We start from the raw sequence: 26,975 nt of genomic DNA, 5'->3' as shown, positions 1-26,975 counted from the left end.
AAGGTACTTTATTAGGATCTCTTTTCGCTCCATCTGGATAAGGTCTTAACACCATAAGGTCAATTGAAGTTCCTGAATTCAGGATAATTTCTTTCACTTCTTGTGCTGTCAAGTCTGGGTAACAAGAAAAAAGTAAACTCGCAATTCCACTGACTACCGCAGAAGATAAGGAAGTTCCAGTGTCTTTCACTATTCCGTATCTTGTCAGACAATTAATTTTAGTTCCAGGTGCAAAAATATCTACATTCTTTTTCCCATAATTGGAAGTACTATGAATAAGCATTGAATCAAGACGATAGGAAGTATTCCCAACTTTAATAAAGTTTTCGACACTTTCTTTTCCATTAAAATTATCGGTCGGAAAATCATCAATGAAATCAATATTTATACCTTCATTTCCCGCAGAAGTAACAATTAAAACATTATTTTTTTCAGCATACTTAATAGCTTCATTTACCCACTTAGGATACAGTGAAAACTTTTTACCAATACTCATATTAATGACTTTTGCTCCATTGTCTACTGCATAGCGAATAGCTAAAGCGATATCTTTATCATGTTCGTTTCCAGCAACGGATATACTTAGAGGCATGATTTTTACTTTATCATTAACCCCTTGAACAATAGAATCATTCTTCAAAGCGACTATTATTGAAGAAACTTTTGTTGAGTGACTAATTTTAAAAGTTCCTTGTACATTATTATTTCCATAAGGAAAATCCTGTATGTCATTAGGATTATCATTAGTTAAATAGCGATCATTATAATTTACATTGAGTAGTGTATTAAGTTTAAAATTTTCAAACTCAATTCGTTTATTAATCCACTCATTATCAACATTGTATTTTTTATAATATACTAAAGTATCTATACTATTTTTTTCATCTTCATTTACTAAAGTCCTCTTTAGAGAATCTAATTTTTCGACGGAATAAGAGCTATTGGAAAGTAATTTTTGAGCTAACTTTGAACCTTTTAAGTAGTTAGTTCTTATTTGCTCATATCTTTTAATTTGTTTTTTTCGCTGATTTACTTCGTGACGGTAAGCTTCTAGTGCTTTATCATATAGTTCGTTTTCTGTTCTACTCTTTTTCTCCTTTGTTTTATATTTCCTAACTATTCTTACATATTCATAATTACTATAAGGAACATCATCTTTTTTGGTTGTTCCAACGAAATTCCATCCTTTAATGTCGTCTATGTAACCGTTGTTGTCGTCGTCAATAGTATTGTTTGGAATTTCATTTATATTTATCCAAATTTGATCTTTTAAATCTTTATGATCAATATCTAGTTCAGTATCTATAACTGCAACAACAACGGTATCTCTCTTTTTATTGTGTAAAAGATTTTGTGCTTTAATTAATCCTATACCTGGGATACTATCTAATCGATAATCTTTAAGATACCAATCAACTTCTCTCTCCTTATTAGGGTCAGTTTTAATTTGGTTCGGGTTACGTGAGCCAACACAACCTATAGATAAAAGGAATAGAATATAAATTTTTTTAAAGCACATATTTTGAATAATGTTTAATCACAGTTCCCCTCAACATAAGACCGGCACACTTCAATATTTTGTCTAGAAATAACAGTATTTGTGTTTGTCACTTGAGCACATTTAGGGTTCTGAGGATCTCCTGATGGGCAACCAAATGAGTCATTACCAGCTAGAATACAATTAGCTGAATTAAGGCTAACGATATTGATTTTGTTCAAAACGATTTTCTTTTTTGTTCTTGTTTTCATTTTTTTAATTTTTAAAATTTAACATGACAAACTTAATTTTATTTATAGTTAATAAAGAATAAAACATTTATCATTTCAGTGAAATGATAAATACAAAAGAACATAATTAACTGGAAATCATATTTTTATTTTTTTTATGAAATACGAAACATTTAACCCTGTTTTTTTCGTAAAAGCCCTTGTAAATGTTACCGTACTAGAAAATCCAGCTTCTTCAGCAATAGCTTCAATCGTAAAATTTCTCATTTTTTCTTCTTTATACAATCTACTGATTATATAATCCACTCTCAAATCATTAACATAGTTTTTAAAACTTTTTAATTTGTATTTGTTGATTATCATTGACATATACTTATTATTTGTATTCAAATCTTTTGATAATGTATGTAGTGTCAATTTAGGCTTTAAAAACTCTTTGTTTTTTTCAAATTTTTCTAATCTATTTAGAATTTCTTCTACTGCTTCTTCATTAATTGGAATTGTACGATCTGATTTTTTATAATCAGATTCGGAGGTTTTTCTTTCTTCAGCGTCACTTTCTAATGATTGAATAATTTTTTGAAATCTATGTTTACTTCTTTTTTTGGTTACATATAATAATCCTACAAAGAATAAAAATATTATAGATATAAGGATTAGTACATAATTTTTTGTTTTAAACCCCTTATTTTCCTCACTTAGTTTTTCTATCAAGAACTCTTTTTCTTCTTGAAGTTTTGGAATATTATATTCTTTATTAAGTGTTTCTGTTATATTAATGTATTCAGTATTTAACAAAGTATCAATTGTAAGTAATTTCTCTGTATAATGAAGTTGATTTTTCAAATCTTCTTTATTTTTATAATAGTTTTTTAGCTCTTCAAAGGCAGTCCAAAAGCTTGGCAATACAAACTTATCTACTTCAAATATACTATCAACCTTTTTAAAATATTGAATTTTTTCTAACTCCTTCTCTGCCATCATTCCCATATAAAAGTAAGCGATAGAAAGGTTTGGCGAGTCATTACTACTTTTGAGAAACGGAATTACTTTTTTTAAACTATCTTTTGATGCTGAGTGGTTACCTTTAAGAAATTGAACCCCTGCTTCAGAATGAGTAAATCTTAGATGGCTAAACTCATTGTTATTTAAAGCGAAATTATACCCTTTTTTATTTATCATAGATGTAGAGTCCAGTTCGCCAATTGCACTGTAAGCTACACTTAGAGAGTATAAAGCACTTATATAAGAACTGGAAACCGTTTCTTTATTTTTTTCGTATTCAATAATCTCTTTAAAAATTTCTACTGCTTCTTCGCTTCGTCTTATCCTTAAATTAATATTCCCTATTTTCCTCAAGGTAGTGTAATACATGTAGTCATCATTACCTTTAAAATATTTAAGCCCTTTCAAATAATATTTAATTGCTGCATCGTAGTCGTTTAAATCTGTGTAAACAATGCCTCTGTAAAAATTTATTCCTGCTGCGAGATCTTTATAATCATTAGCTTCTGCAATTTCCATCCCAGAATTTAAATACCCTAATGCCTTATATGAATTTGCATATGAAACCCTACAAAGACGGATATAACACCCTACTATTATACGATTATTTTTTTCAACTTTAGCTTTTTCAAGGGTATATAGAGCTACTTTTTTACCATTTTCTATCTCTCCTTTATCTTTTAAAGTATAGAAGATTTGTCGTAACTCTTCGAAAGTTTTACTCGACAAACTATCATTTTCAAACTCTTGAAAATTCACATAAGAAGGAAATATAAAGCAGAGAAATAAATATAAAGAAATTATATTTAATATTTTGATTTTCAATTTTTTACATATTTAATTAAGCTTGTCATTTCCACGAAATGAGCAATCCTTTACTTGACTTTTAGATTTTTATGTCGTTACATTTACACCAATCAAAAAAATCTGAGTACTAAAATAGCAGTTTAATTTTTAACAAGCGAAATCTTAAAAATAAAAACAACTTACTACTATAACTCAGATTAGGTATTAAATGTATAATCTTATTCAAGATTTTAACTTATGGATAAAAAAAAACAATAACTAATATACATTATGAGAATAGGCCCTATTTTAATATTTAGAATTCTATTAGGAATCATTTTGCTAGGAAAAATCACTAATTGGTTTTTTAAGTACAATGATACTATTAATTATATATTGAATACCGCCATGTTTACCCTAATCGGTATTTGGTTTGTATCTGCTGCCTATGTTTGGGATTCTAAGCGAAGTAAGGTCGTGTTTTTGATATGCGGGCTGTATCTAATTGTCATAAATTTTGTGCCTGATTTTTATTTAAAATCCATAATTGGAATCCCCTGTATTATTATTCCTCTTTTAATCATGCGTTTTTCTAAACACGATGATGAGAGTGAGGACGACATTGAACTCGTCGATAGTTAAGTTTTATTGCTGATTTTTATTATGACTATTTAAAAAGCCATGCTATTTGCAGCATAGCCTATACTACGCATGGCTTTTTTTAAAAAAATTTATACACATGAATATATATAAATTACTGTTAATGAGCTTTTTCTATGTATTTTCCTCGCATTGTTTGCATGCAAGTGAAATTGCTACACTTAGGCAACAAGAGCAACCTATAGATAGTTTGCTAATTATTCAAGAACAGAATAAGCTTATAGCTGAACTGAAACAACAACAGGAAGATTTTGAGCTTACATGCTTTTTCTTGATAGGGTTTTTGGTGTTTTTATTCCTTTTGTTTGGCATTCTTTACTTACTACAAAAACGAGGCGATAACCGATTGAATACAATTATTAACTTGTTGAAAGAACATACTCAAGAGAAAAAAAACAACCCATTGAGTTTGGATGACAAAACTATTACAGCTATTCTTGAAAACTTGAAGTTGTTTGAAAAGGAACAAGGTTTTTTGAATCAAAATCTTTCATTACATCAGTTAGCTAAAAAATTACACACCAATACCAAATATGCTTCTAAAGTAATTAATAACTATAAACTTAAAAGCTTTCGAAAGTACATTAATGACCTACGAATTCAATACAGTATTCAGCAATTAAAAAGTAGTGAACATTACCGGAAATATACCGTAAGTACAATGGCAAATGAAGCAGGATTTAGCACTCGAGAATCTTTTACAAAAGCATTTAGAAAACGAACAGGAGAAACAGTAACAGGTTATGTAGAAAAACTAAATTTTTAGCTATTTATCCCTATTTAATCGACATAAGATGATGACATATTTAAGCGGATATATATGGCATTACAGATGTAGAATATGAATCCTTAATGAAAGAAGTAGATAGTGTACAAATAAAACACCTAATTCTTTAAACCTCTACCAACATATAAAACGGCTGAACCAATTAAAACTGCTTAGGAAGGCTTATGAAAAAGTTAAAAAGTTTACAACTCGAGAGTTTGATAAGGAACATACTAACGTAAAAATTACTCTAGAAGCAAATCAAAAAGATTCTCATATTTATATTATGCCAAGGAAATTTTACAAGTAACTGCAACCACGAATCATCATTCAAAATAAATACATAAAGCAATTGAATCAGGGCTCTAATTGTGATATTAAAAAACTCCCAAGAAAATATTCTTGGGAGTTTCAAAGTTTATGGAATTATTTAAAAGTCGTTACTATTGCTTCACAAACTTCTGAATAATTTTTTCTTCTTCATCTGTTACTTCTAATAAGTATACTCCAGACTTAAGTTCACTTACATTCAATCGTCCATCTTTTATCGTTCCTGTTTTTACAGTTTGCCCTAATAAGTTTAGTACTCTGTATGCAGAATTGATATTGTAGCTTGCCAAATTGATTGTAATACCTCCACGAGTTACTGTTGGCGTAATCAAGATGTCGCCTGCTGCTGATCCTTGTGGTCCTGTACGTAATTGTTGTACTCCATCTGCTTCTATTCTTGCTCCTGCTCCATTGATTCCTGTAATGGTAACTTGATCAATGTATACTTGGTCAGAGTTTGCACTCGCATCACACTGTATTCTAAATTGAGAATTTGAAGCAAAGTTTACTTGAGAACTGTCTAGCGTTATTGTTGCCGAGTAGAAGTTTCCATTAGAGAAACTAGTACCACTTGCATACGTAGCAACTGTACTCCAAGTTGAACCATTGTAGTAGCGTACCCAGAAATCTTCTCCGCTCTCCATTGAGTTAGGATAGAAATAGAATTTGAATTCTACTTGATCGAAACCACGTAAGTCAAATGCTTCAGAAGTCATTGCAGAAGCTGTTCCAGAGTTATCACGTAAACGGATTGAGTAATTTCCTTCGTATGAGAAGCTTCCACTATATCGGAAACAGTCGCTTCCTCCATCTTCCCATCCATCAAGGCCTGTTTCAAAATATCCTTCATGCAGCACTGTTGTTCCTCCTGTTTGACATGGCGCACATGATGAACCTCCACAGTCTACTCCTGTTTCATCTCCATTTTGGATACCATCATCACAGGTTGGTGTTGGTGGTGTGCTTCCAAAGCAGAAATCGGTAGCTTCCGAACTTGTAAAGCTTCCTCCAGACTTGATAACACCGTTTGGTCCTGTAATTGTGTACGATCCACTTCCATATGTACAGCACATTCCGTCTCCGTACGAGTCATTGATTGTGAATGTATAACAATCATCCGGTAAACAATATGTTTCTGTCACTGTAGACCCATCAGGGTTTGCTGTTGAATAGCTATTTGATGCCACTGTTGATCCTCCATCAGTTACGATAGACCAAGATGTTTCTTCAGGATAATTATCAAAAGTGATTGTAATAGTTACTTCATTTTCTGAACAACCAGATTGACATGGTGCACATAATGAACCTCCACAATCTACTCCTGTTTCGTCTCCATTTTGGATACCATCATCACAAGTTGGCGGTGGTGGTGGCGTAGAGCTACATTTATCTGATAATGCTAAACTTCTTCTTACTCCTCCCGCATCTAGTACCGCACGCATACGAGCTTTTTGTCCTGCAGTGAACAAGTTCATACATCCATCATCTGAATAGTCCATATAGTTTTGTACCATATCTGTGCTGCTACAAGAAACATGCGTAGGTGTACATCCATAGTTTGGAGCATCTGAGGTTGGTGTATCAGTTACAAAATCGTCAACATTACAATTTCCATCTCCCCAAATATGACGTAAGTTTAAGTAGTGACCAACTTCATGTGTCGTTGTTCTTCCTAAGTCAAAAGGAGCCGATAGGTAAAATCCTGAGCCTTTTGCACTACTTCCAAAATATTGAGGACTCATCACAACTCCATCAGTAGCCGCACTACCTCCTGGAAATTGTGCATACCCTAAAATTCCACTACCTATATTTCCTACCCACATATTAAGGTATTCACTAGTGTTCCAAGGATCAACTCCTCCTTGTGCTGAACTTTTGATAGCATCATTTGTTCCCCATGATGTTCTAGTTGATGATTTTCTGGTAATCCCTGTAGTTGGATTTCCATTAGGATCAACAGAAGCCAAACAGAACTGAATCTCAGTATCGGCCGCTTGTGACCATCTGTTATCTGCATCAGCATTGGTTCGTCTAAAGTCTTCATTAAGAACATCTATTTGTGACTGAATTTGAGCGTCACTGATGTTTTCTTGAGTAGTTCTGTACACTACGTGTACAACAACAGGAATCGTGATAATGTTTCCTGAGATACTTTCTTGCGATCCCATTTCTTGGATACGCTGGCGCGTAAATTCTTCAATTTGTTGCATTCGAGCTTCCAACTGTGGGTCTTGTTGTTTTCTAAATTCTAAGTTATCCATGGTAGAACAGTTGCGATCTTGCGCAGACATCATTCCAACACACAATAAACTTAATAAGAAAAGAGAATGAGTAAAGATTTTTTTCATATTAAAAGTTAATTTTTGGTTGGTTTTTAGATTTTGCTTACAGATATAAGCGTATCAAATATGTTAATTTTTTATGGATTATCCGATTAAATGTATTTTTTTTCGATGAAATGCACGAAATGTTTCGAGATTCTTAAAAATTTTTCAAATCAAGAATTCCTCATTAATCGTATGTTAAAGAACTTAGAGCTTATAAAAAAAGCGTCTAAAATGTATTTTAGACGCTTTTTTTATTTGTTTGTACAGTAAAAATTAGGCTATTTCCATTTCTGGGATTTCTCCTTCTATGATGAGAGTGCCTTCTGTAGCTTTTTTGATTTCTTCAACGGTAATACCTGGCGCTCTTTCTAAGAGTTTGAATCCTTTGTTTGTCACTTCCAGAACAGCCAGATTGGTCACAATCTTTTTTACACATCCTACACCAGTAAGAGGTAATGAGCATTTTTTTAATAGTTTGGATTCTCCTTTTTTATTGGTATGCATCATAGCCACAATAATATTTTCTGCAGAGGCAACCAAATCCATCGCTCCTCCCATTCCTTTGACCATTTTTCCTGGAATTTTCCAATTGGCAATATCTCCATTCTCAGCTACTTCCATAGCTCCTAAAATAGTAAGATCAACATGTTGTCCTCTAATCATGGAGAAACTCATAGCAGAGTCAAAGAAACTTGCTCCTGGTAAAGTGGTAATGGTTTGTTTTCCTGCATTGATAATATCTGCATCTTCTTCGCCTTGGTATGGAAAAGGTCCCATACCCAACACGCCATTTTCGCTTTGAAATTCTACTTCAATATCATCGCGTACAAAGTTGGCAACTAATGTAGGTATTCCAATCCCTAAGTTAACATAGTAACCGTCTTTGACTTCTTTTGCAATTCGTTTTGCTATTCCGTTTTTGTCTAACATTTTATATGATGTTGTATGTCTTTAGTATTTTGAAAATGTGCTAATTTGAAGGTTTGAGAACTACTTTGAAATATTTTTTACCTCTTCGGAAAAGATAAATTTCTATAGAGATCTATTATATCAACGTAACAAGCCTTGCATACTCACAATCAGATTAGCGTGTTCTAACTGTGCGTTGTTCAATACGCTTTTCGTAATTTTTTCCTTGAAAGATTCGTTGTACAAAAATTCCAGGAATATGGATATGATTTGGATCAAGTTCACCTACTGGCACTAACTCTTCTACTTCGGCAACAGTGATTTTAGCCGCTCCACACATACACGGATTAAAGTTTCTCGCTGTTCCTTTAAAAATTAAATTTCCTGCTTCATCACCTTTCCAAGCCTTTACAAAGGCAAAGTCAGCCTCATACGCCTTTTCAAGAATATACATTTTTCCGTTAAACTCTCTCGATTCTTTTCCTTCTGCGACTTCTGTTCCATATCCTGCAGGTGTATAAAATGCAGGAAATCCTGCTTGAGCAGCTCTACATTTCTCAGCCAATGTTCCTTGTGGAGTCAATTCTACCTCGAGTTCACCTGAGAGCATCTGACGTTCAAACTCGTCATTTTCTCCAACATACGAAGAGATCATTTTTTTAATTTGACGTTGTTGTAATAGCAATCCAAGACCAAAATCGTCTACTCCTGCATTGTTTGAAATACAGGTAAGATTCTGAACGCCAAGTTTTACCAATTCAGCAATTGCATTTTCAGGAATTCCACACAAACCAAAACCGCCGAGCATTAAGGTCATGTTATCAGTAACACCTTCAACAGCCTGTTGTACAGTATCTATTTTTTTGTTAATCATCAATCAGAATTTTGATTGAAAATTACGAAATTTTCAAAAGATGTTTCTAATTTTTCAGAATAATTTAAAAAGATTTAATCAAAATCGATTCCTTCCAACTTATCGTTGTTTTGATCATTTCCTTTGTCATCATTAGTATCTGAACCTGCCTTGGAACAATCAACATTAATAGTCATTTCCTCTTCAGGTTTCGGGAAGTTCTCTTTAGAAACGGATAGAGATTCATCAGCATAGCATTTTTTCATAAATAATGCCCAGATAGGTAGTGCCATTGATGCACCTTGTCCATATGTAGTCGTAGCAAATCGTACTTGACGATCTTCTCCTCCAACCCATGCTCCAGAAATTAAATTTGGCACCATTCCTATAAACCAACCGTCACTGTTGTTTTGCGTAGTTCCTGTTTTTCCAGCAATCGGATTTTTGAATTCGTACGGATACCCTGTAATGATATCTTTGTAAACAGCGGTTTTACCTGCCCATTTATGACGCAATCGTTGCCCCGAACCACTTTGAGTTACTCCTTCCATTAAGTTTACTACTGTATAAGCTACCTCTTCACTTAATACATCTTTGGTTTCAGGTACAAATTCATATAGTATCGTTCCATTTTTGTCTTCAATACGTGTCACAATCACTGGTTTTACGTATACACCTTGGTTGACAAATGTACCATACGCACCTAACATTTCATACAGAGAGATATCTGGTGTTCCTAATCCAATAGAAGGAACTTCGGGAATGTCTGCTTCTACACCTAGTCGTTGTGCAAGCGAGCGTACATTGGCTGGTCCGACTTTGTCCATTAATCGTGCTGTTACCGTATTTACAGAGTTAGCCAAAGCGCTTTTAAGGGTTCGCATGCCATCATATTGCCCATCTGAGTTTTTTGGACACCAAGGTTCTAATAAATTGTATTTGCCTTCAGGAATACAGAATGGTCCGTTTGGCATAGAATCGCATGGCGATAAATGCAACTGGTCAATAGCGGTAGCATATACAAATGGCTTAAAGGTTGATCCAATTTGTCGCTTTCCTTGCTTTACCATATCGTATTTAAAGTTTTTATAGTTGATACCACCAACCCAAGCTTTTACTTGTCCTGTTTGTGGCTCAAGCGACATAAAACTAGCTCGTAAGAAAAATTTTGAATAGATAATTGAATCACGTGGCGTCATGATGGTATCTAAACGGTTATTTTTTTCTTTCCATGAGAATACAGTCATTGGTGTTTTTTTATCGAAAGAAGCAATGATTTCTTTTTCAGATTTACCTTCTTCTTTCATTACACGCCAACGTTCAGATTGTCGCATTGCTCTATCTAAAGCAATATCTATAGAGCTTTGTTCTACATCTTTTGCAAAAGGTGCATTTTTGTTACGCTTTTTAGTGTTTTGATGAAAAAACTCTGCTTGTAAGTTTTTCATATGTTGCTCTACTGCTTCTTCTGCATACTGCTGCATGCGCGAATCTATCGTTGTGTAGATTTTCAATCCGTCAAGATAGATATTGTATTTTTCACCATCTTCTTTAGGGTTTTCATTTACCCAACTTTTTAGGAATCCTTTTAAGTGTTCTCTAAAATAGGTTCCTAAACCTTCATTGTGAGACTCTGGTGTGTAATTGATTGTGAGTGGCAACGCTTGTAATGAATCTTTGGCTTCTTCGGTAATGTACTCATACTTATACATTTGAGCAAACACCACATTTCGTCTGTTTTTTACTCCTTCAGGATTTCTACGTGGATTGTATAGCGAAGAGTTTTTAAACATTCCTACCAACATAGCAGATTCTTCAATTTTTAAATCCTGTGGTTCTTTTCCAAAATAAATTCTTGCAGCTGATCGAATTCCGTCTGCATTGTTACCAAAGTCATAAATATTGAAATACATCGCAATGATTTCTTCCTTTGTATATTGACGCTCCAAACGTGTGGCAATAACCCATTCTTTTATTTTTTGAATGATTCGTTGCGGTAGGTTTTTGGAACCTTCTCCGTGAAATAATTGTTTTGCTAATTGTTGTGAAATTGTGGAAGCTCCACCACCACTTCCTAGTTTAATTACTGCGCGAAGTGTTCCTCGTACATCAATTCCAGAATGGTTATGAAAACGAGCATCTTCGGTAGCAATTAGCGCATTTACTAAATCTTTCGGTAAGTCTTTATAATCAACAGGAGTACGATTGTCTTTTAAATAGTATTTCCCTAGTATTTTGCCATCAGAAGACAATACTTGACTTGCAAGATTGGTTTGAGGATTCTCTAAAATCTCAAACGAAGGCATATCTCCTAAAAATCCCCAAGAAGCGAGTAGAAAAAGTAATAAGATTCCACTAATTCCAGAAATGAAGGTAATCCAAAACCACTTGATATACTTTTTGTAAGACGCTGTGTTATTTGCTTGTTTTTTGACCTGCTTTTTTGCCATTTTCAATACGTTGTTTGTATTATTTTTTTTCAATTCTAAAGCCAACCTCAGAAATTCCTTTTAAGCTTTGGACTCCTTTAGGTTCATTAATTTTTCGCATGGCTTGTTGGATGTTTACTTCGTAAGTTCCTTCTTCTGGGAAACGTACATTTTCTTTGTACCAAAGTTTACTTTCTTTGGTACTCACACCTGCTCCAAGCCATTCTCCATTGGGAGCTGCCATTTCATACTCAAGAGTATCTGAAACAACATTTCCGTTTGGAAAGTTCATGTGTACAATAAGAAATAAGTTACGAAATTCATATTCGTTCGTATTTCTTACATTGATAAACAAGTTGTATTTGTTTATCGTATCTGGCTGTTGAAATTTGAATGATAAAGAAGTTTCTTTATTCCATGAGTTATCGACAGAAGCATATTCATCATATATGCGTTTTCCATCACATGAAATCAACACAACTGTACTAAGAATACAAAGTAAAAATGCACATTTATTTAGGATTCGCATTTTTGTTTGGTTTTTTACGTCGTTTGTTATTCTTGTTACCGTTCGTATTCTTGGCACTATTTTTTGCTCTAGGCTGACTACTATTGCTTTTAGTGTTTTTGCCCGGATTATTTTGTGCTCCAGAATGGTTGTTTTTACGCTTTTTCTTGTTTTGAGCGCCTCTTCTTTTTCGGTTTCGAGTGGTTTTTTTGTCAAATCGCGTAAGACTGTCTTGTCCTACAACGTTTTCAAAGTCTGTTTTAGTATGTTCGTCTGCCAATTCAGAAGCATATTCTTCTAAACTAGCAACTTTTTTCTTTTGTGCATTGAGTTCAATGATTTCATTTGCTTGCTCAGTGGTAAGCTTATGCCAATTCATCCATTCTCCTTCGTATGCATACCACAGATATCCTTTAAAGATGTCTGTTTTTTGACAAACAGCAATTCCTTTTTCAGTATAGAGTTTTATATCGTTTTTAGGAAACTGTTGCAAAGCTTCTAGATAGGCATCTAATTCAAAATTAAGACAACATTTTAGTTTTCCACATTGTCCTGCTAATTTTTGTGGATTGAGTGATAATTGTTGATATCTAGCGGCAGCTGTGTTTACCGAACGAAAATCGGTAAGCCATGTTGAACAACAAAGTTCTCTTCCGCAAGAACCAATTCCGCCCAAACGAGCTGCTTCTTGACGAAATCCTATTTGACGCATTTCTATACGAATACTGAATGCTTTTGCCATATCTTTAATTAACTGACGAAAGTCAACACGATCTTCGGCAGTGTAATAAAATGTAGCTTTTGAACCGTCTCCTTGAAATTCAACATCCGAAATCTTCATTTCTAGTCCCAAAGCAATGGCTAATTCGCGGGAACGTTTTTTAATCTCTTCTTCTCGATCACGAGCTCGTGACCAAACATCAATATCTTTTTGTGAGGCTTTTCGATAGACTTTTTTGATTTCTTCACTAGTAGGATTTACTTTTTTCTTTTTCATTTGTACACGAACCAATTCTCCAGTAAGCGTCACAATTCCAACATCGTGTCCAGGAGAAGCTTCGGTAGCGACAATGTCACCTATACTTAGTGATAAATCTTCTGTATTTCTATAAAAATGTTTTCTACTGTTTTTAAAACGCACCTCAACACAATCAAATGGTTTTTGATTGCTAGGTAGCGACATGTTTGATAACCAATTGAATACTGTAAGTTTATTACAGCTATCTGTGCCACAAGTTCCATTGTTCTTGCAGCCTCTTGGTTGGCCATCTTTACCAGTTGAACAATTGTTGCAACTCATATTTTTGTATATAGAATCTGTTTTTTCGGGGAAACAGATATAGGGTTCGTATTTTTCTCTAAAGTCGTAAAGATACTCATTATTTTAATTCTATACATCGCCTCTAAACGAGCTTTACATCAATAATTTTTACAGGACATGCTTTAGACGCTTGCATGCAATCATCATAAATGATATGATCATGTGATTTTATTGTATGAAATCCTTTTTTTTCTGTTGCTTTTAATAAAACAGATTTCCCATCTTTTTTAGACATTTGAAATTGCTCTGGAGCTAATTCCACACAATAATTACAGCCTATACATTTATTCCTTTGTAGTGTAATAACTACCATTATGCTTCAATCTTAGTTTCTACAATTTTATATAGTTTGTCTGATGGACGAATCCTAAACTCTAATGGCATCGTAATTGAGTCTCCTTTGGTTCCTTTAATTTGCTTTTCATCATTTACTAACATTTCACGAACAACTACTTCTTTCGCTCCTGTGGTAGGCCCTGTGATTAAGATGGTATCTCCAATTGTGAGGTCGAAGGCTTCAATTTTAAATTCGCCAATCATTGATTTAGGAAAAAAGTGCATTCCTTTTCCAATGTAAACCTTTTTTTGAGTGGCGTGTGAACCTGATCCTTTACTCCATTCGCCTAGTTTTTGCCCTAAGTAATAACCACTCCAAAACCCGCGATTGTATACTTTTTCAAGTTCTTGCATCCATTCAATAACTTGCTGCTTGTTGTAAGTTCCCGTTGCAATACTATCAATAGCTTCTCGGTAACATTTGATAACTCTTGCAACATATTCGGGTGCTCTACCTCTGCCTTCTATTTTAAGAACTTTAATCCCTGCTTCTGAAATTTGATCTAAAAAATCGATAGTACATAAATCTTTCGGAGACATGATATACTCGTTATCCAACTCCATTTCAAAACCAGTTTCTTGGTCAATTACCGTATATTTTTTACGACAGTTTTGTTTACATGCACCTCTGTTCGCAGAAGAGTTGTGTGAATGCAAACTCATATAGCATTTTCCCGAAACCGCCATACACAATGCTCCATGGCCAAATATTTCTATCTCAACTAATTTCCCTGAAGGTCCTTTGATTTGTTCTTTTTCTATTTGTTCGGTAATTTTTTTTACTTGTCGCAAACTTAATTCTCTACTGAGTACCATTGTATCTGCAAACATTGCATAAAACTTTACCGTTTCAATATTTGTAATGTTTATTTGCGTAGAAATATGAACTTCCATATTTGCTTCTCTAGCGGTAGCGATTACTGCTTGATCCATAGCAATTACTGCTGTAATATCTGCTTCTTTAGCTCTTTTTATCAATGTTTTGACAATTGATAAATCATGATCGTAAATAATTGTGTTCAGCGTAAGATAGGTACGTACATTTTTTGCTTTGCAGCGAGAAGAGATTTCTTCTAAATCATCTAATGTAAAATTGATAGAAGCTCGCGCTCTCATGTTCAACTGTTCTACTCCGAAGTAAACAGAATCTGCTCCATTATCTAAAGCAGCCTGTAAGGATTCAAAATTTCCTGCAGGTGCCATTAATTCTATATGCTGCATCATTATTTTTTGAATTTTAAAACCTCTGAACGTCCTTTTTTGAAAATTTTATTACTTACTTCTTTTCCCTTGCGAAGTTCTTTTTGTACTTCTTCAGGTAAGCTATGTACTTCTTTACACTCTTCCGAACAACAATTATTCATTTTTTCGGCGCATGACTCACATTGAATAAATAATAGATGACACGCTTCATTGGCACAGTTTACATGTGTATCGCATGGATTACCACACTGATGGCAGTTTGCAATAATATCATCAGAGATACGCTCTCCTCTACGGTGATCGAATACAAAATTTTTACCGATAAATTTATTTTCTAAGTTTTGCTCTTCTACTTGGCGAGCATAATTAATAATTCCTCCTTCTAATTGATATACTTTCTTGAAGCCTTTATGCTTAAAGTACGCACTTGCTTTTTCGCAGCGAATTCCTCCTGTGCAATACATTACTAAGTTTTTATCTTCTTTATGCTCAGAAAGATCTTCTTCAATAATTGGCAATGATTCTCTAAATGTATCCACATCGGGTGTAATAGCTCCTTTAAAATGACCTATCTCACTTTCATAGTGGTTTCGCATATCTACAAGAATCGTATTCTCATCGTCCAATAAGTTGTTGAATTCTTCGGCAGCGACATGAATTCCTTTGTTGGTAACATCAAAACTATCATCATTGAGTCCATCGGCTACAATTTTATCTCTCACTTTTACTTTCAACTTTAGGAAAGACATATTATCTTGTTCTATAGCCACGTTTAAACGAACATTTTCCAGAAAAGAAATTGTATCCAAGTGTGTTTTGAATGCGTTGAAATTTTCTGCAGGAACTGAGAGTTGTGCATTTATTCCTTCATAAGACACATAAATTCGCCCAAGAACTTCTAGTTTGTCCCAATTGATAAATAAATGATTTCGTAAAATTTCTGGATTTCCAATTTTGGCGTACTGATAGAAAGATATCGTCATTCGATCCTTACCCGCTTTTTCGATAAGTTCGGCTCTTTCTTTAGCACTTAATTTATTGTACAGTTGCATGCTATATCAATTTTTTAAGTTATAAAGTGTCAATATTTTTCGCAAAAGTACATTTTTTGAGAGAATTAGGTCCTATTTGACATAAAAATCAACGCTTATACATAAATTTCTACGCTTGTACATTTTACAAGCTACGTTTGAAATAATTCATGTATTTTTAGGATATTACTAATTGAGCAACGAAGAGTATAAGGTAAGATATGGCAGAAAAATCATTTGCAGAGCAATTCGGCAAACCGATTCCAGAATGGTTATATAGTGAGAACACAAAACAACCTTTTGCAAATTGTACGCTTTGCCATCAAAATTTAACTAATGTCAAGTATACTATTTGTAAAAGTTTTTCGCGGTTAAGTTTGGAAGATTCGTTTGTTTTAAATTTTGAACTTGTAATGTGTCAAGATTGCTCAGAAACCTATTCCAATAATTTTTCAAAGGAAACATTGAGCGCTTTTGAAAAACTCGCTAAAGAATATCCAGGATTGAGTCCAAATATTCAAATTGTAATTACAGACGTTTATAAAGATTATTTGCCTAAGCCCATATGTGCAGTAACAAAAAAAACTATGGAAGAATTATATGAGTATGAATTGTCTGCATATGTATCGGAAAATCTAGTAATAGGTTCGGCAAATTTATTAGGCGAGAAAGCCATTAAATTATTAGACGATTGTTTATCGGATGAATCTAGTGGCTTTATGGATGATTTTTTTAACAGCTTGATTGATTTACCTCCTGAGATTAGTACAATTTTGAAGGAAAAAAAGATCATTTTTTAGAGTGAAAAAAACTTTTTACTGCAACTACGGGAAAAAATAAAAGTGCTTCCTAAGGTAAGAAGCACTTTTACTAGCTAATTCATTGTTAATATTAATTTTCTCTATTAAAGAGTACAAATTAACAATGAAGCTAGCCACCATCAAGCTTGCAATTCCCAAATAAAGGAACCGAAGCGTTATCTCTTTTTTGGTAAATAAATCTGTTTAAAATTCTCATATTTATGATGCAATTTTATTCACTAGATTCAAGTTTGTTTAAAAGGTTGCGTTTCAATAATCATTTTTTTTTGCCTGTAGATTGCTAAAATGAAAAATGACAAATTGTTTTCAGTAAAAAGAAATAGTAATTTAGCAACATTCAAATTAATAGAAAATTGACATAATGAGTTCAGATAAAGAAAAAGACGCAAAATTAAAAGCACTGAAGCTTACGTTAGATAAACTAGACAAAACTTACGGAAAAGGTTCTGTCATGAAGCTAGGAGATTCTGTAGTAGAAGATGTAGATACAATCTCTTCAGGTTCGCTTGGGTTAGACATAGCTTTGGGCGTAGGTGGTTATCCAAGAGGAAGAATTATTGAGATTTTTGGACCTGAATCATCAGGTAAAACAACGTTGACACTTCATGCAATGGCAGAAGCTCAGAAAAAAGGAGGTATTGCCGCTTTTATTGATGCAGAACATGCTTTTGATCGTTTTTATGCAGAAAAACTAGGCGTTGATATCGATAACTTGATTATTTCTCAACCAGATCATGGAGAGCAAGCTTTGGAAATTGCTGATAATTTGATTCGTTCGGGAGCTATTGACATTGTAGTGATTGACTCTGTTGCCGCATTGACTCCAAAAAGTGAAATAGAAGGAGAAATGGGTGATTCGAAAATGGGATTACATGCGCGTTTGATGTCTCAAGCACTTCGTAAATTAACAGCTTCTATAAGTAAAACCAATTGTACCGTAATTTTCATTAACCAATTACGTGAAAAAATTGGGGTAATGTTCGGAAATCCAGAAACCACTACTGGAGGAAATGCTTTAAAGTTTTACGCTTCTGTACGTTTGGATATCAGACGTTCTACTCAGATTAAAGGAACTGATGGTGATGTAAAAGGAAATAAAACACGTGTCAAAGTAGTGAAAAACAAAGTCGCTCCACCTTTTAAAACTGTAGAGTTTGATATTATGTACGGAACAGGTGTTTCTAAAATTGGAGAAATTTTAGATATTGGTGTCAATTATGAAATTATTAAAAAAAGTGGATCTTGGTTTAGTTATGGCGACTCCAAACTCGGTCAAGGTCGTGATGCTGTAAAAACACTCCTGGAAGATAATCCTGAGTTACTTGAAGAACTCGAAACAAAAATAAAAGAAGCTATTGCTAATAGCTAAATCATTAAAAAAATCCCTATTTAGGGATTTTTTTATTTTTATACGCAACCTTTTGATAAGATATGTATCTACTTGAAAAGTAGCCCAATTTTTGAACTATGAAAAAGATATTATTCGTAGCTATTTTAGTGAGTTTGTTCATGCTTCAAGCGTGTTCGGTAGACGATAATTCTACGGCAGAGTTTCAATTTGAGTTTATTCCAATTGAAAGTGTCGAAATGCCACAAGAATTCAATTTTGGCAATACGCATACCATCCATGTCACTTACAAACAACCTACTACATGTCATTCATTTAGTAACTTTCAGTACGTACAAGAACCTCAAAATGTTCGCAATGTAGCTGTTGTTAATTTTGTTGCCATACGCAGTGATTGTGAAACATTAGAAGAGGAATTTAAAACTGTAAGTTTTAACTTTAGTGTATTAGATACGGAACCGTACACATTTAAGTTTTGGCAAGGAAAAGATGCAAACGGACAAGATATGTATTTGATTTATGAGGTATCCGTAAATAATTAGAAAATCGTTATCAACCAAACCAACAGACCGAGTGAGTTTAGAACAACTCATATATAATTGCAAGAATAACAATCGTGAAGCCCAAGCACAACTATATAAGATGTTTGCAAAAAAACTATATGGTACTTGCTTAAAGTATTCACGTAATCAAGTAGAAGCAGAAGATAATCTACAAGATAGTTTTATGGTTATTTTTGACAAAATCTCTCAATACAATTTTAAAGGTTCCTTTGAAGGTTGGTTGCGAAGAGTTACTGTAAATACAGTACTTCAAAAATACCGAACCAAAGGTATTTTTGAAATAGTCAATGAACGTGTACTGAAAGATGTCCCGGTTACAGTATATGAAGAAGATGTATCGTTAGATTATTTATTACATATTGTACAAGAACTGCCTGATCGATACCGATTGGTGTTCAATTTATACGTGCTTGATGAGTATTCGCATAAAGAAATTGCAGAAATGTTAGGTATTTCAGAAGGCACTTCAAAGTCAAACTTAGCTAGAGCTCGTATGATTTTAAAAAATAAAATAGAATCGTTTAAAAAAAAAATCGCCATCAATGAGTGATCCAAAAGATATAGATAAATTATTTCAAGAACGTTTTCGAGATTTTGAAGCGTCACCAGATCCAGCGTTATGGGATAGCATTTCTGAAAAGTTAACAGCTAAAGAACAAAAACGCGACCGAAAAGGCATTGTATTTCTTCCGTGGTTATACAAAGGAGCAGGCATAGCTGCTGCTATTGTAGTATTGTTTTTTGCAGGAAATGCAATATTTAATACAAATTCTAAGGACAGATTGAACACTGATTCTCCAATTACTTCTACAAAAAAGGAAAATACGAATCACACAGATCAAGATACACCAGTAACGAATGCTGATAACAATTCTAAAGATTTTGATACAAATCAAAACATTACACATCAAAATCTTTCAAACGAAAAACATATAGTAAATAACGAAACTGATAATTCAGATCAACAATCTTTGGAGAAACAAGAAAACAATTCTGTTTTACAAAATGCCGTTAACCAACAAAATAATACTCATACAAATAATCAGTTCAACGTAAGTTTGTCAAAAAATAAGGTTCATCCACATAAAACAGGGAATGGAAATCATGTTTCAGAGACAGCTCTTACATACCAAAACTCGAACAACTCTATAAATGATTCTCAAAAGCGAGCAATCAATACTAAAAACAATAAAAACATAAACGAGAACTCCAATGCAACTACTGTTGCTGTAACAGAAAATGCAACTGATGCAGATTTAACAACAGCTACAAATACTTCATCTGAAAAAGAAATTTCTACAGAAACCACAGTTACAGAAGTAGAAAAAGAAACAGAAATTAAAAAATCACTATTAGATGTAATCAATGAATTGCATGAATTGGAAAAAGAAAATACAGAAGTTGCTGAAACAAAACGCAAAAAATGGAGCATTTCTCCTAATGCCGCACCAACTTATTACAATACATTTTCCAACGGTTCTCCAATTGATCAAACGTTTGCAGACAATACTAAAGTTGGTGATGTAAATTTAAGTTACGGATTGAATGTAGGGTATGATATTTCAAAAAGATTGACTGTTCGTTCTGGAATTCATCGTGTTGATTATAGCTATAGCACTAAAGATATTGCATTGGTTCCTTCTATTGATGGAACTGACTTAACAACAATTGCCTTCAAAACAAATGATGTCTCTTTTGACATTAAAGACCGTCAAACACCTACTGATATTGTGTATTCACAATACCAACTTCCTACTTCTGAGTCATCAATACGCGAAAAACAAATAGAAGGAAACCTAAATCAGCGCATGAGTTATATTGAAGTTCCCGTAGAACTCAAATATGCTGTTTTAGATAAAAAATTGGGTGTAAATGTAATTGGTGGTGTAAGTACACTACTATTAACCGAGAATAGTATCATATTAGATTCTCCTGAGTTACTGGCAGAATTGGGAGAAGCAACCAATATAAATGATGTGAGTTTTAGTACAAATATTGGTGTTGGAATTGATTATAAATTTTCTGACCAATTGGAGTTCAACTTAGAACCTATGCTAAAATATCAAATCAATTCATTTTCAGGAAATACTGGCACCTTTAGACCTTACTCTGTAGGAGTGTATACCGGTGTTAGTTTTAGGTTTTAGTTTTTTAGTTGGTTAGGTATTTGCCATATACCTTTAAAAGCAATGATGTTTGCCAGAAAACCGTTTTTTTTATAAAAGCGGTTTTTTCTTTTTATGACTTTACGCCATACGCTTGTAATTCATTAAGAATGATATTCCGAGCTGTTTCTGTCAGTTCCTTTTTGCTTTCAAGTGTTTTACCTTCCGTTTGAAGAAATTTGTGAATGGTAACCCGCATACGCCCTGGTGAGCCTTTAAAAAAACTGTATGGAAAACGTTCTTTATTGTCTGCAAATGTCATTGGTACAATAGGTATTTGATGTTCAATTGCCAATCGAAAAGCACCATCTTTAAAAAGATCCAAATACACTTCTTCTTCAGGCACTCTTCCTTCAGGAAAAATACAAATACTCATTCCTTGTTTTAAACGCCTTTGCGCACTATCATACACTGCTTTTCTGCTTCGAGCGCTTCCTCTATCAACTAAAATACTAGTTCTTTTGTAAAATAGTCCAAAAATAGGAAGTTTTGCCAATTCTTTTTTTCCAACAAATACAAAAGGGTTTTTAGAAGCTACCAGCATTAGCATGATATCAGTCATACTTGTGTGATTTGCAATTAGCATATAGCTTTTCCTTTTGATGATTTTTTCTTCTTTTTTAAACTTAGGAACAAAACCCATTCCATACAAAATTGGGCGCGCCCACAAGTTTCGAGCAATCCAAAAAAATTGCGGATAAAATTTTTCGCTAGCGCTTAGAATAAGTAAAATTGGGAAAAATAAAAGAATAGGAACGATGACCAAAAGGTAAAACCAAATGCGCCAAAAAAATCGTCCAATATTTTGTATCAAAGCTATCATGCCCGCCAAAAATACACTAAAGTTTCGAAAATGTGTTCAAAAAATGCTTTTATGAAACCAAGCATGATAATTTTTAAAAATTCTATGTAAAAGAAGTACATTTGCTAAAAATTCTATAATTACACTTAACCCATGGCACGAATACTTACAGGAATTCAAAGCACAGGAACACCGCATTTAGGTAATATTTTAGGCGCAATTGTGCCTGCTATCGAAATGGCTCAAAATGATGAAAACGAATCGTTTTTATTTATTGCTGATATGCATTCACTTACGCAGATTAAAGATGGCGAAACTCTAAGAGAAAACACATATAGAACTGCTGCCGCTTGGCTCGCATTTGGTTTAGATATTAATAAAACTATTTTTTATCGTCAGAGTGATGTTCCACAAGTTACTGAGCTCGCTTGGTATTTGAATTGTTTTTTCCCATATAATCGTTTAAAACTAGCACATAGCTTTAAAGATAAAGCAGATCGTTTGCAAGATGTAAATGCGGGGTTATTTACATATCCAATGTTGATGGCTGCTGATATTTTATTATATGATGCAGAAATTGTTCCTGTTGGAAAAGATCAGGAACAACATTTGGAAATTACTCGAAATGTTGCCACTCGTTTTCATGAAAAATTAGGCGAAACATTCGTATTACCTGAAGCTAAAATTCAAGAAGCTACTCAATTAATTCCTGGAACAGATGGTTCTAAAATGAGTAAAAGTAAAAACAATGTTATTGATATTTTCCAAACAGATAAAAAATTGCGCAAGCAAATTATGGGAATTCAAACAGATAGTACTCCTTTAGAAGATCCAAAAGATCCAGATACTGATAATGTATTTGCCTTGTATAAATTACTTGCTTCTGAAGAGCAAATTGAAACCATGCGTCAAAATTATCTGGGAGGAAATTATGGTTATGGACATGCCAAACAAGCTTTATACGAATTAATTGCTGAAAAATTTGCTACACCTCGAGAGCGCTTTAATCATTATATAGAAAATAAAGACGAAATTGATAAAGCCTTAGCTATTGGAGCTCAGAAAGCTTCTGCCATTGCAAACAAAGTACTCGCTAGAGTTCGTAAAAAGGTAGGATATTAAGATTTAAAAATATTTTATATGAAAAAGCAGTTGACTTTAAAGGTTTAACTGCTTTTTTTAATTATCTTCCTTATAACTTACTCTTTTGATAACCAATGCCTCATAGGCAAATAATTCGTGATAATCATAACTAATGCGTTCATAACCAAAGTAACGCCAATCAGCTCCCCAAGAATTTTTAATAATAAATCCTTCTGAGTCATACCCAACAATTGTGACTACATGTCCTCCGTAAGGATTAAAATTGGCTGTAGGTGCTACAGTTCGAAGAAAAGAAACCTGCTGATTGTTAATTCGTTCGTTAATATCTGGAAAACGACTTTTAATATCAGAATATTTAGCATAGCTTCCATCTTGCATTAACACACCATAACCTTCATCAGGCGTTATGGTATGGTATTTTTGAGCTTTAAAAGGTTTCCAGGCAGGTATATATAGTTCATATGATACAGGAATTGCTTTAATTCCACTGTCTAACAAAAATTTTAAATGTTTTACATTTTTACTATCTATTTGCCCTAAATACTCAAAAGAATCTAATGATATTTTTTTGGCAGTCGACTTGTATTTAAGCAGAAAGGTTACCGGTCCAGTAGTGGACTCTTTTAAGGCTTTCATGATTTCTGGATCATTCTCATTCCATGTTCCCGCAATTATATTTGGGTATGGTAACGCAGCTTCCGTAAGAATCCCATATTTTGGCAAAGACATGATATAGGATTTTAAAAAATTCCCTCTAGTAACGCCTGTTTCAGCATCTAATTGTTCGTATTTTTGGGCAGAATACAAAAAGTTTTCACTAATATCTTTAGGCATGTTTGGCAAAGTCTCCAATGCAGCAGCAACTCCAAAAGCGCTACATGTATTTCCATTTCCTTGATTTTTTACTGGAGTTTGTGCACTGATATGTATTGTGCTTGTATTTTGTTGCTCTAGTTTTTCAGGACTTACTAAATGGATCTGAGCCAAAAGGCAATTGACACTCAAAAAGAATACTCCAAAAGAAAGTTTTTTCATACGTTCAATAGTGTTAGTTTTCACTATAAATATAGTTTTTATTTCCTAATAATCAACGCGCTACGATTATACGGCTTCAAATAATTTTCCTGGCAAAGGCTTGATTACACCTTTCATTTCCATCTGAAGTAAGATTGGTGTAATTTTATGAATAGGCAATTTTTGAGCCAACGCAATAGTATCCAACATACTTTGTCCTTTTTCCTGCAAGTAGGAATGTATGGAAGTTTCCTCTGGGCTAAGATCAACAAAAAGCTGTTTTTGAAGCGGTTTTATTTCTTCTCTTTCTAACGACCATCCTAGCATATATACTATATCAGCCGCAGTAGTTAGTATATGTGCTCGTTGCTGTTTAATCAAATTATTGCATCCTATACTTTGTAAGTCTCCTACTCTTCCTGGAACAGCAAATACATCTCTATTATAGGAATTGGCAATATGAGCAGTGACTAAACTTCCACCTTTTTCGGCAGATTCAATTACGATGGTTGCTTGTGACATTCCTGCTATTAATCGGTTTCGTTTTAAAAAATTTTCCCTATCTGGCTTAGAACTACTCCAAAAATCCGTTACAAATGCCCCATTTTTTTGAACAGAATCTACATATTTACTATGTACTTTAGGATAAATTTGATTTAAACCATGTGCCAAACAACCAATTGTAGGAATGTGATTTTGAATAGCTGAACGCTGTGCCACAATATCAATTCCGTAAGCAAAACCTGAAACAATCGTTGGTTGTATAGGAGATAAGTTTTCAATCAGTTCTTCACAAAATTGCGCACCATATGATGTTGCCTTTCGTGTTCCTACTATGCTAATCATTTTTGCAGCATTCAAATCTGCATTTCCTTTTTGAAATAACACAATCGGACTGTCTGGACAATGCAATAATCGTTGTGGATAGGTTTTCTCTAAAAAGTAATGAGCTTGAATAGCTTCCCGTTGTATAAACTGCAATTCATTTTCGGCAGCTCTCAAATTACTTGCGTTATATAAGTCTGCTAAAACATAGGTTCCAATTCCCTCAATTTTAAGTAAATTTTCTTTTTTTTCTTTAAGAACCGCTTCTGCGGATCCGCAATGTTTTATTAGTTTTTTCGCTAATATATCGCCAACTTTTGCTGTTTTTTGCAATGCTAATGTGTACAGCAAATCATGGTCATTATTCATATCTTTTTGATTTACACGACTAAAGTTACAGGATTTTTAAATGTTAATAAAAAGTTATGCAGATATTTTATCGGCTTCAATTTTTTTCTAAATTTGTTTTAATGAGATTAGACCAATACATAAGCGACCTTTTATATAGATATGAGTGTGTGACTGTTCCTGAGTTTGGTGCTTTTTTAACGCAACGAAAAGGAGCGCAAGTACATCACACAACCAATGCATTTTATCCACCATCAAAAGTAGTATCATTTAATGCTCAATTGACTTCCAATGATGGATTATTGGTAAAATATATTGCTGATCTTACAGAAGATGGATATGAAAACACCTTGCAAAAGGTACTTACGGAAGTTGCTAATTGGAAAAAGCAATTAAAGAATACAGAGATTGTTTCACTTGAAAATATTGGAGATTTATCTCTTAATGTAGAAGGAAATATTCAATTTGAGCCTTCTTATCACTTAAATTATCTAACTTCTTCGTTTGGGCTCTCTTCGTTTGTATCATCAGAGATTCAAAGAATTGTAGAGGAAACTAAAAAAGAAGAGGTTGTAGTTGCTACCAATGAAGAAGAAACTTCTGTTATTTCTCTAGTAGCTTCTCAAGAACGTACTAAATATCGTTTCCCTTGGAAATATGCCGCTGCAGCTGCCATTATTGTTAGCGCTAGCTTTTTTGGGTTTAAACAATACGAATCGCAACAACAAATTGCAGAACAAACCAAAGCACAAAAATCAATCAATTCATATATTCAACAAGCCACTTTTTTTAATGCGAATCCTGTAGAACTTCCTTCTATAACATTACAAGTTACCAAAGAAGTTCAAAATTATCATGTAGTAGCTGGCGCCTTTAGAGTTGAAGAAAATGCGTATACAAAAGTAGAAGAGTTGAAAGCCAATGGTTTTGATGCTTCATTGATTGGAAAAAATAAATATGGCTTGCATCAAGTTTCTTTTGCAAGTTATACCACTAGAGCTGAAGCAGCTGAAGCGTTGCTAAAAATCAAAGAAACAATTGCTCCAGAAGCTTGGTTATTAGTAACTGAATAAATTAGAACTACCCAAAATTTATATTAAAGACTGTTATTAAAGCAGTCTTTTTTTATTTCATAATCTTTACAAATTGTATCACTTTTGTGATATCTACCTATTTCTTATAATTATTCTTCTTTTTTGGCCACGTAAAAAACGAATCTATGTACCTTTGCAAAAAATTTTTGGATGGAAGCAAAATACCCTAAAGACTCTAAAACAATTATGACTGACTTGGTTTTGCCAAGTGAAACAAACCCTTTGAATAATTTGTTTGGTGGTGAATTGTTGGCTCGTATGGATAGAGCAGCAAGTATTGCCGCACGAAGACATTCGAGACGAATTGTTGTCACTGCTTCTGTTAATCATGTTGCATTTAATCGTTCAATTCCAGTAGGAAGTGTAGTAACGGTAGAAGCTTCAATTTCAAGAGCTTTTAAATCGTCTATGGAAACCTATATTGATGTGTGGATTGAAGATCGTGAGTCTGGTATGCGCGATAAAGCAAATGAAGCTATTTACACTTTTGTAGCTGTAGATGATACTGGTCGTCCAGTACGCATTCCAGAATTGATTCCTGAAACCGATTTGGAGAAAGAACGTTACGAAGGCGCTTTACGAAGACGCCAATTAAGTTTGGTATTGGCTGGGAAAATGAAGCCTAATGAAGCTACCGAATTAAAAGCTCTGTTTGAACATTAATTTTTTGCTTCTCTTTTAAATTTCTTTTATTGTAAA

25 protein-coding genes are annotated in these 26,975 nt (G+C 33.6%); 10 read left to right on the top strand and 15 right to left on the bottom strand.

Going from position 1 to position 26,975, the window contains the following annotated elements; translation table 11 throughout:
- From AA088_RS16300 to AA088_RS16290, 3 genes are all read right to left on the bottom strand, one after another.
- Window positions 1–1,519: S8 family serine peptidase (locus tag AA088_RS16300; protein WP_046746103.1), on the bottom strand; the 1,519-nt coding region annotated here is incomplete at its 3' end.
- A gap of 14 nt (window positions 1,520–1,533) precedes the next feature.
- Window positions 1,534–1,749, bottom strand: coding sequence for a hypothetical protein (locus tag AA088_RS18560; protein ID WP_046746102.1), 216 nt, complete (start codon window positions 1,747–1,749; stop codon window positions 1,534–1,536).
- Between the two features lie 117 nt (window positions 1,750–1,866).
- The gene (locus AA088_RS16290) at window positions 1,867–3,558 is read right to left on the bottom strand and encodes a helix-turn-helix domain-containing protein (protein WP_157547289.1); all 1,692 of its coding nucleotides are present in this window, start codon (window positions 3,556–3,558) and stop codon (window positions 1,867–1,869) included.
- A 252-nt stretch (window positions 3,559–3,810) separates the two neighbouring features.
- Here AA088_RS16290 and AA088_RS16285 point away from each other — a divergent pair, with 252 nt between their 5' ends.
- On the top strand, window positions 3,811–4,161 hold the full coding sequence (locus tag AA088_RS16285) for a hypothetical protein (protein WP_046746100.1): 351 nt from the start codon (window positions 3,811–3,813) through the stop codon (window positions 4,159–4,161).
- Between the two features lie 97 nt (window positions 4,162–4,258).
- Window positions 4,259–4,945: a helix-turn-helix domain-containing protein gene (locus AA088_RS16280; RefSeq protein ID WP_082106816.1), complete on the top strand. Its 687-nt coding sequence runs from the start codon at window positions 4,259–4,261 to the stop codon at window positions 4,943–4,945.
- A 443-nt stretch (window positions 4,946–5,388) separates the two neighbouring features.
- On the opposite strand, the gene AA088_RS16275 is transcribed toward AA088_RS16280, so the two are convergent.
- From AA088_RS16275 to trhO, 9 genes are all read right to left on the bottom strand, one after another.
- Window positions 5,389–7,623, bottom strand: a complete 2,235-nt coding sequence (locus tag AA088_RS16275; protein WP_046746098.1) for a M43 family zinc metalloprotease — start codon at window positions 7,621–7,623, stop codon at window positions 5,389–5,391.
- Window positions 7,624–7,875: 252 nt separating this feature from the next.
- Window positions 7,876–8,532, bottom strand: coding sequence for a CoA transferase subunit B (locus AA088_RS16270; RefSeq protein WP_046746097.1), 657 nt, complete (start codon window positions 8,530–8,532; stop codon window positions 7,876–7,878).
- Between the two features lie 154 nt (window positions 8,533–8,686).
- A complete protein-coding gene (locus tag AA088_RS16265) occupies window positions 8,687–9,385 on the bottom strand; it encodes a CoA transferase subunit A (protein ID WP_046746096.1) in 699 nt (232 codons plus the stop codon).
- Between the two features lie 74 nt (window positions 9,386–9,459).
- A complete protein-coding gene (locus AA088_RS16260; RefSeq protein ID WP_046746108.1) occupies window positions 9,460–11,814 on the bottom strand; it encodes a penicillin-binding protein 1A in 2,355 nt (784 codons plus the stop codon).
- Window positions 11,815–11,833: 19 nt separating this feature from the next.
- Window positions 11,834–12,322 (bottom strand): gliding motility lipoprotein GldH, encoded by a 489-nt coding sequence (locus tag AA088_RS16255; RefSeq protein WP_046746095.1) that lies wholly within the window; start codon window positions 12,320–12,322, stop codon window positions 11,834–11,836.
- A complete protein-coding gene (locus AA088_RS16250) occupies window positions 12,306–13,601 on the bottom strand; it encodes a PSP1 domain-containing protein (RefSeq protein WP_046746094.1) in 1,296 nt (431 codons plus the stop codon). Before AA088_RS16250 ends, AA088_RS16255 begins: the two co-directional genes overlap by 17 nt.
- Before the next feature lie 103 nt (window positions 13,602–13,704).
- The gene (locus AA088_RS16245) at window positions 13,705–13,935 is read right to left on the bottom strand and encodes a ferredoxin (RefSeq protein ID WP_046746093.1); all 231 of its coding nucleotides are present in this window, start codon (window positions 13,933–13,935) and stop codon (window positions 13,705–13,707) included.
- Window positions 13,935–15,179 (bottom strand): peptidase U32 family protein, encoded by a 1,245-nt coding sequence (locus AA088_RS16240; RefSeq protein ID WP_157547295.1) that lies wholly within the window; start codon window positions 15,177–15,179, stop codon window positions 13,935–13,937. The genes AA088_RS16245 and AA088_RS16240 overlap by 1 nt, the downstream gene beginning before the upstream one ends.
- Before the next feature lie 2 nt (window positions 15,180–15,181).
- Complete coding sequence (gene trhO, locus AA088_RS16235) at window positions 15,182–16,213, bottom strand: oxygen-dependent tRNA uridine(34) hydroxylase TrhO (protein WP_046746091.1); 1,032 nt, start codon at window positions 16,211–16,213, stop codon at window positions 15,182–15,184.
- A gap of 200 nt (window positions 16,214–16,413) precedes the next feature.
- On the opposite strand from trhO, the gene AA088_RS16230 reads away from it, so the two are divergent.
- From AA088_RS16230 to AA088_RS16210, 5 genes are all read left to right on the top strand, one after another.
- On the top strand, window positions 16,414–16,992 hold the full coding sequence (locus AA088_RS16230; protein ID WP_046746090.1) for a hypothetical protein: 579 nt from the start codon (window positions 16,414–16,416) through the stop codon (window positions 16,990–16,992).
- 382 nt (window positions 16,993–17,374) lie between these two features.
- The gene (recA, locus tag AA088_RS16225; protein WP_046746089.1) at window positions 17,375–18,382 is read left to right on the top strand and encodes a recombinase RecA; all 1,008 of its coding nucleotides are present in this window, start codon (window positions 17,375–17,377) and stop codon (window positions 18,380–18,382) included.
- A 98-nt stretch (window positions 18,383–18,480) separates the two neighbouring features.
- Window positions 18,481–18,903 carry a hypothetical protein gene (locus AA088_RS16220; RefSeq protein ID WP_046746088.1) on the top strand — a complete coding sequence of 141 codons (423 nt, stop codon included), beginning with the start codon at window positions 18,481–18,483 and terminating at the stop codon, window positions 18,901–18,903.
- A 31-nt stretch (window positions 18,904–18,934) separates the two neighbouring features.
- A complete protein-coding gene (locus AA088_RS16215) occupies window positions 18,935–19,474 on the top strand; it encodes an RNA polymerase sigma factor (RefSeq protein ID WP_046746087.1) in 540 nt (179 codons plus the stop codon).
- On the top strand, window positions 19,467–21,071 hold the full coding sequence (locus AA088_RS16210) for an outer membrane beta-barrel protein (RefSeq protein WP_046746086.1): 1,605 nt from the start codon (window positions 19,467–19,469) through the stop codon (window positions 21,069–21,071). The genes AA088_RS16215 and AA088_RS16210 overlap by 8 nt, the downstream gene beginning before the upstream one ends.
- Window positions 21,072–21,162: 91 nt before the next feature.
- On the opposite strand, the gene AA088_RS16205 is transcribed toward AA088_RS16210, so the two are convergent.
- On the bottom strand, window positions 21,163–21,912 hold the full coding sequence (locus AA088_RS16205) for a lysophospholipid acyltransferase family protein (protein WP_046746085.1): 750 nt from the start codon (window positions 21,910–21,912) through the stop codon (window positions 21,163–21,165).
- Between the two features lie 132 nt (window positions 21,913–22,044).
- Here AA088_RS16205 and trpS point away from each other — a divergent pair, with 132 nt between their 5' ends.
- Complete coding sequence (gene trpS, locus AA088_RS16200; RefSeq protein WP_046746084.1) at window positions 22,045–23,013, top strand: tryptophan--tRNA ligase; 969 nt, start codon at window positions 22,045–22,047, stop codon at window positions 23,011–23,013.
- A 57-nt stretch (window positions 23,014–23,070) separates the two neighbouring features.
- Here trpS and AA088_RS16195 read toward each other — a convergent pair whose 3' ends face one another.
- A complete protein-coding gene (locus AA088_RS16195) occupies window positions 23,071–24,030 on the bottom strand; it encodes a C1 family peptidase (protein ID WP_046746083.1) in 960 nt (319 codons plus the stop codon).
- Between the two features lie 66 nt (window positions 24,031–24,096).
- Window positions 24,097–25,203, bottom strand: a complete 1,107-nt coding sequence (gene dprA, locus AA088_RS16190; RefSeq protein ID WP_046746082.1) for a DNA-processing protein DprA — start codon at window positions 25,201–25,203, stop codon at window positions 24,097–24,099.
- A 101-nt stretch (window positions 25,204–25,304) separates the two neighbouring features.
- On the opposite strand from dprA, the gene AA088_RS16185 reads away from it, so the two are divergent.
- Entirely contained in the window at window positions 25,305–26,255 is a 951-nt protein-coding gene (locus AA088_RS16185) for an HU domain-containing protein (RefSeq protein ID WP_046746081.1), read from the top strand.
- A gap of 171 nt (window positions 26,256–26,426) precedes the next feature.
- Complete coding sequence (locus AA088_RS16180) at window positions 26,427–26,939, top strand: acyl-CoA thioesterase (protein WP_046746080.1); 513 nt, start codon at window positions 26,427–26,429, stop codon at window positions 26,937–26,939.
- Window positions 26,940–26,975: the final 36 nt, after the last annotated feature.

Origin of the sequence: Kordia zhangzhouensis (genome assembly GCF_001005305.1) — a bacterium.
Taxonomy (GTDB): domain Bacteria; phylum Bacteroidota; class Bacteroidia; order Flavobacteriales; family Flavobacteriaceae; genus Kordia; species Kordia zhangzhouensis.
Note: the sequence above shows the minus strand (reverse complement) of the source record. Positions and strands in the feature narration are given on the sequence as shown.

Bases quoted from the DNA above. Each gene is read 5' to 3' on its own strand.
- AA088_RS16265 (WP_046746096.1), bottom strand. From the start codon at position 9,385: ATGATTAACAAAAAAATAGATACTGTACAACAGGCTGTTGAAGGTGTT.
- AA088_RS16185 (WP_046746081.1), top strand. From the start codon at position 25,305: ATGAGATTAGACCAATACATAAGCGACCTTTTATATAGATATGAGTGT.
- AA088_RS16250 (WP_046746094.1), bottom strand. From the start codon at position 13,601: ATGAGTTGCAACAATTGTTCAACTGGTAAAGATGGCCAACCAAGAGGC.
- AA088_RS16285 (WP_046746100.1), top strand. From the start codon at position 3,811: ATGAGAATAGGCCCTATTTTAATATTTAGAATTCTATTAGGAATCATT.
- AA088_RS16280 (WP_082106816.1), top strand. From the start codon at position 4,259: ATGAATATATATAAATTACTGTTAATGAGCTTTTTCTATGTATTTTCC.
- AA088_RS16230 (WP_046746090.1), top strand. From the start codon at position 16,414: ATGGCAGAAAAATCATTTGCAGAGCAATTCGGCAAACCGATTCCAGAA.
- AA088_RS16255 (WP_046746095.1), bottom strand. From the start codon at position 12,322: ATGCGAATCCTAAATAAATGTGCATTTTTACTTTGTATTCTTAGTACA.
- AA088_RS16205 (WP_046746085.1), bottom strand. From the start codon at position 21,912: ATGATAGCTTTGATACAAAATATTGGACGATTTTTTTGGCGCATTTGG.
- trpS (WP_046746084.1), top strand. From the start codon at position 22,045: ATGGCACGAATACTTACAGGAATTCAAAGCACAGGAACACCGCATTTA.
- AA088_RS18560 (WP_046746102.1), bottom strand. From the start codon at position 1,749: ATGAAAACAAGAACAAAAAAGAAAATCGTTTTGAACAAAATCAATATC.
- AA088_RS16270 (WP_046746097.1), bottom strand. From the start codon at position 8,532: ATGTTAGACAAAAACGGAATAGCAAAACGAATTGCAAAAGAAGTCAAA.
- AA088_RS16260 (WP_046746108.1), bottom strand. From the start codon at position 11,814: ATGGCAAAAAAGCAGGTCAAAAAACAAGCAAATAACACAGCGTCTTAC.
- AA088_RS16245 (WP_046746093.1), bottom strand. From the start codon at position 13,935: ATGGTAGTTATTACACTACAAAGGAATAAATGTATAGGCTGTAATTAT.
- recA (WP_046746089.1), top strand. From the start codon at position 17,375: ATGAGTTCAGATAAAGAAAAAGACGCAAAATTAAAAGCACTGAAGCTT.
- AA088_RS16275 (WP_046746098.1), bottom strand. From the start codon at position 7,623: ATGAAAAAAATCTTTACTCATTCTCTTTTCTTATTAAGTTTATTGTGT.
- AA088_RS16220 (WP_046746088.1), top strand. From the start codon at position 18,481: ATGAAAAAGATATTATTCGTAGCTATTTTAGTGAGTTTGTTCATGCTT.
- AA088_RS16240 (WP_157547295.1), bottom strand. From the start codon at position 15,179: ATGCAGCATATAGAATTAATGGCACCTGCAGGAAATTTTGAATCCTTA.
- trhO (WP_046746091.1), bottom strand. From the start codon at position 16,213: ATGCAACTGTACAATAAATTAAGTGCTAAAGAAAGAGCCGAACTTATC.
- AA088_RS16195 (WP_046746083.1), bottom strand. From the start codon at position 24,030: ATGAAAAAACTTTCTTTTGGAGTATTCTTTTTGAGTGTCAATTGCCTT.
- AA088_RS16210 (WP_046746086.1), top strand. From the start codon at position 19,467: ATGAGTGATCCAAAAGATATAGATAAATTATTTCAAGAACGTTTTCGA.
- AA088_RS16180 (WP_046746080.1), top strand. From the start codon at position 26,427: ATGGAAGCAAAATACCCTAAAGACTCTAAAACAATTATGACTGACTTG.
- dprA (WP_046746082.1), bottom strand. From the start codon at position 25,203: ATGAATAATGACCATGATTTGCTGTACACATTAGCATTGCAAAAAACA.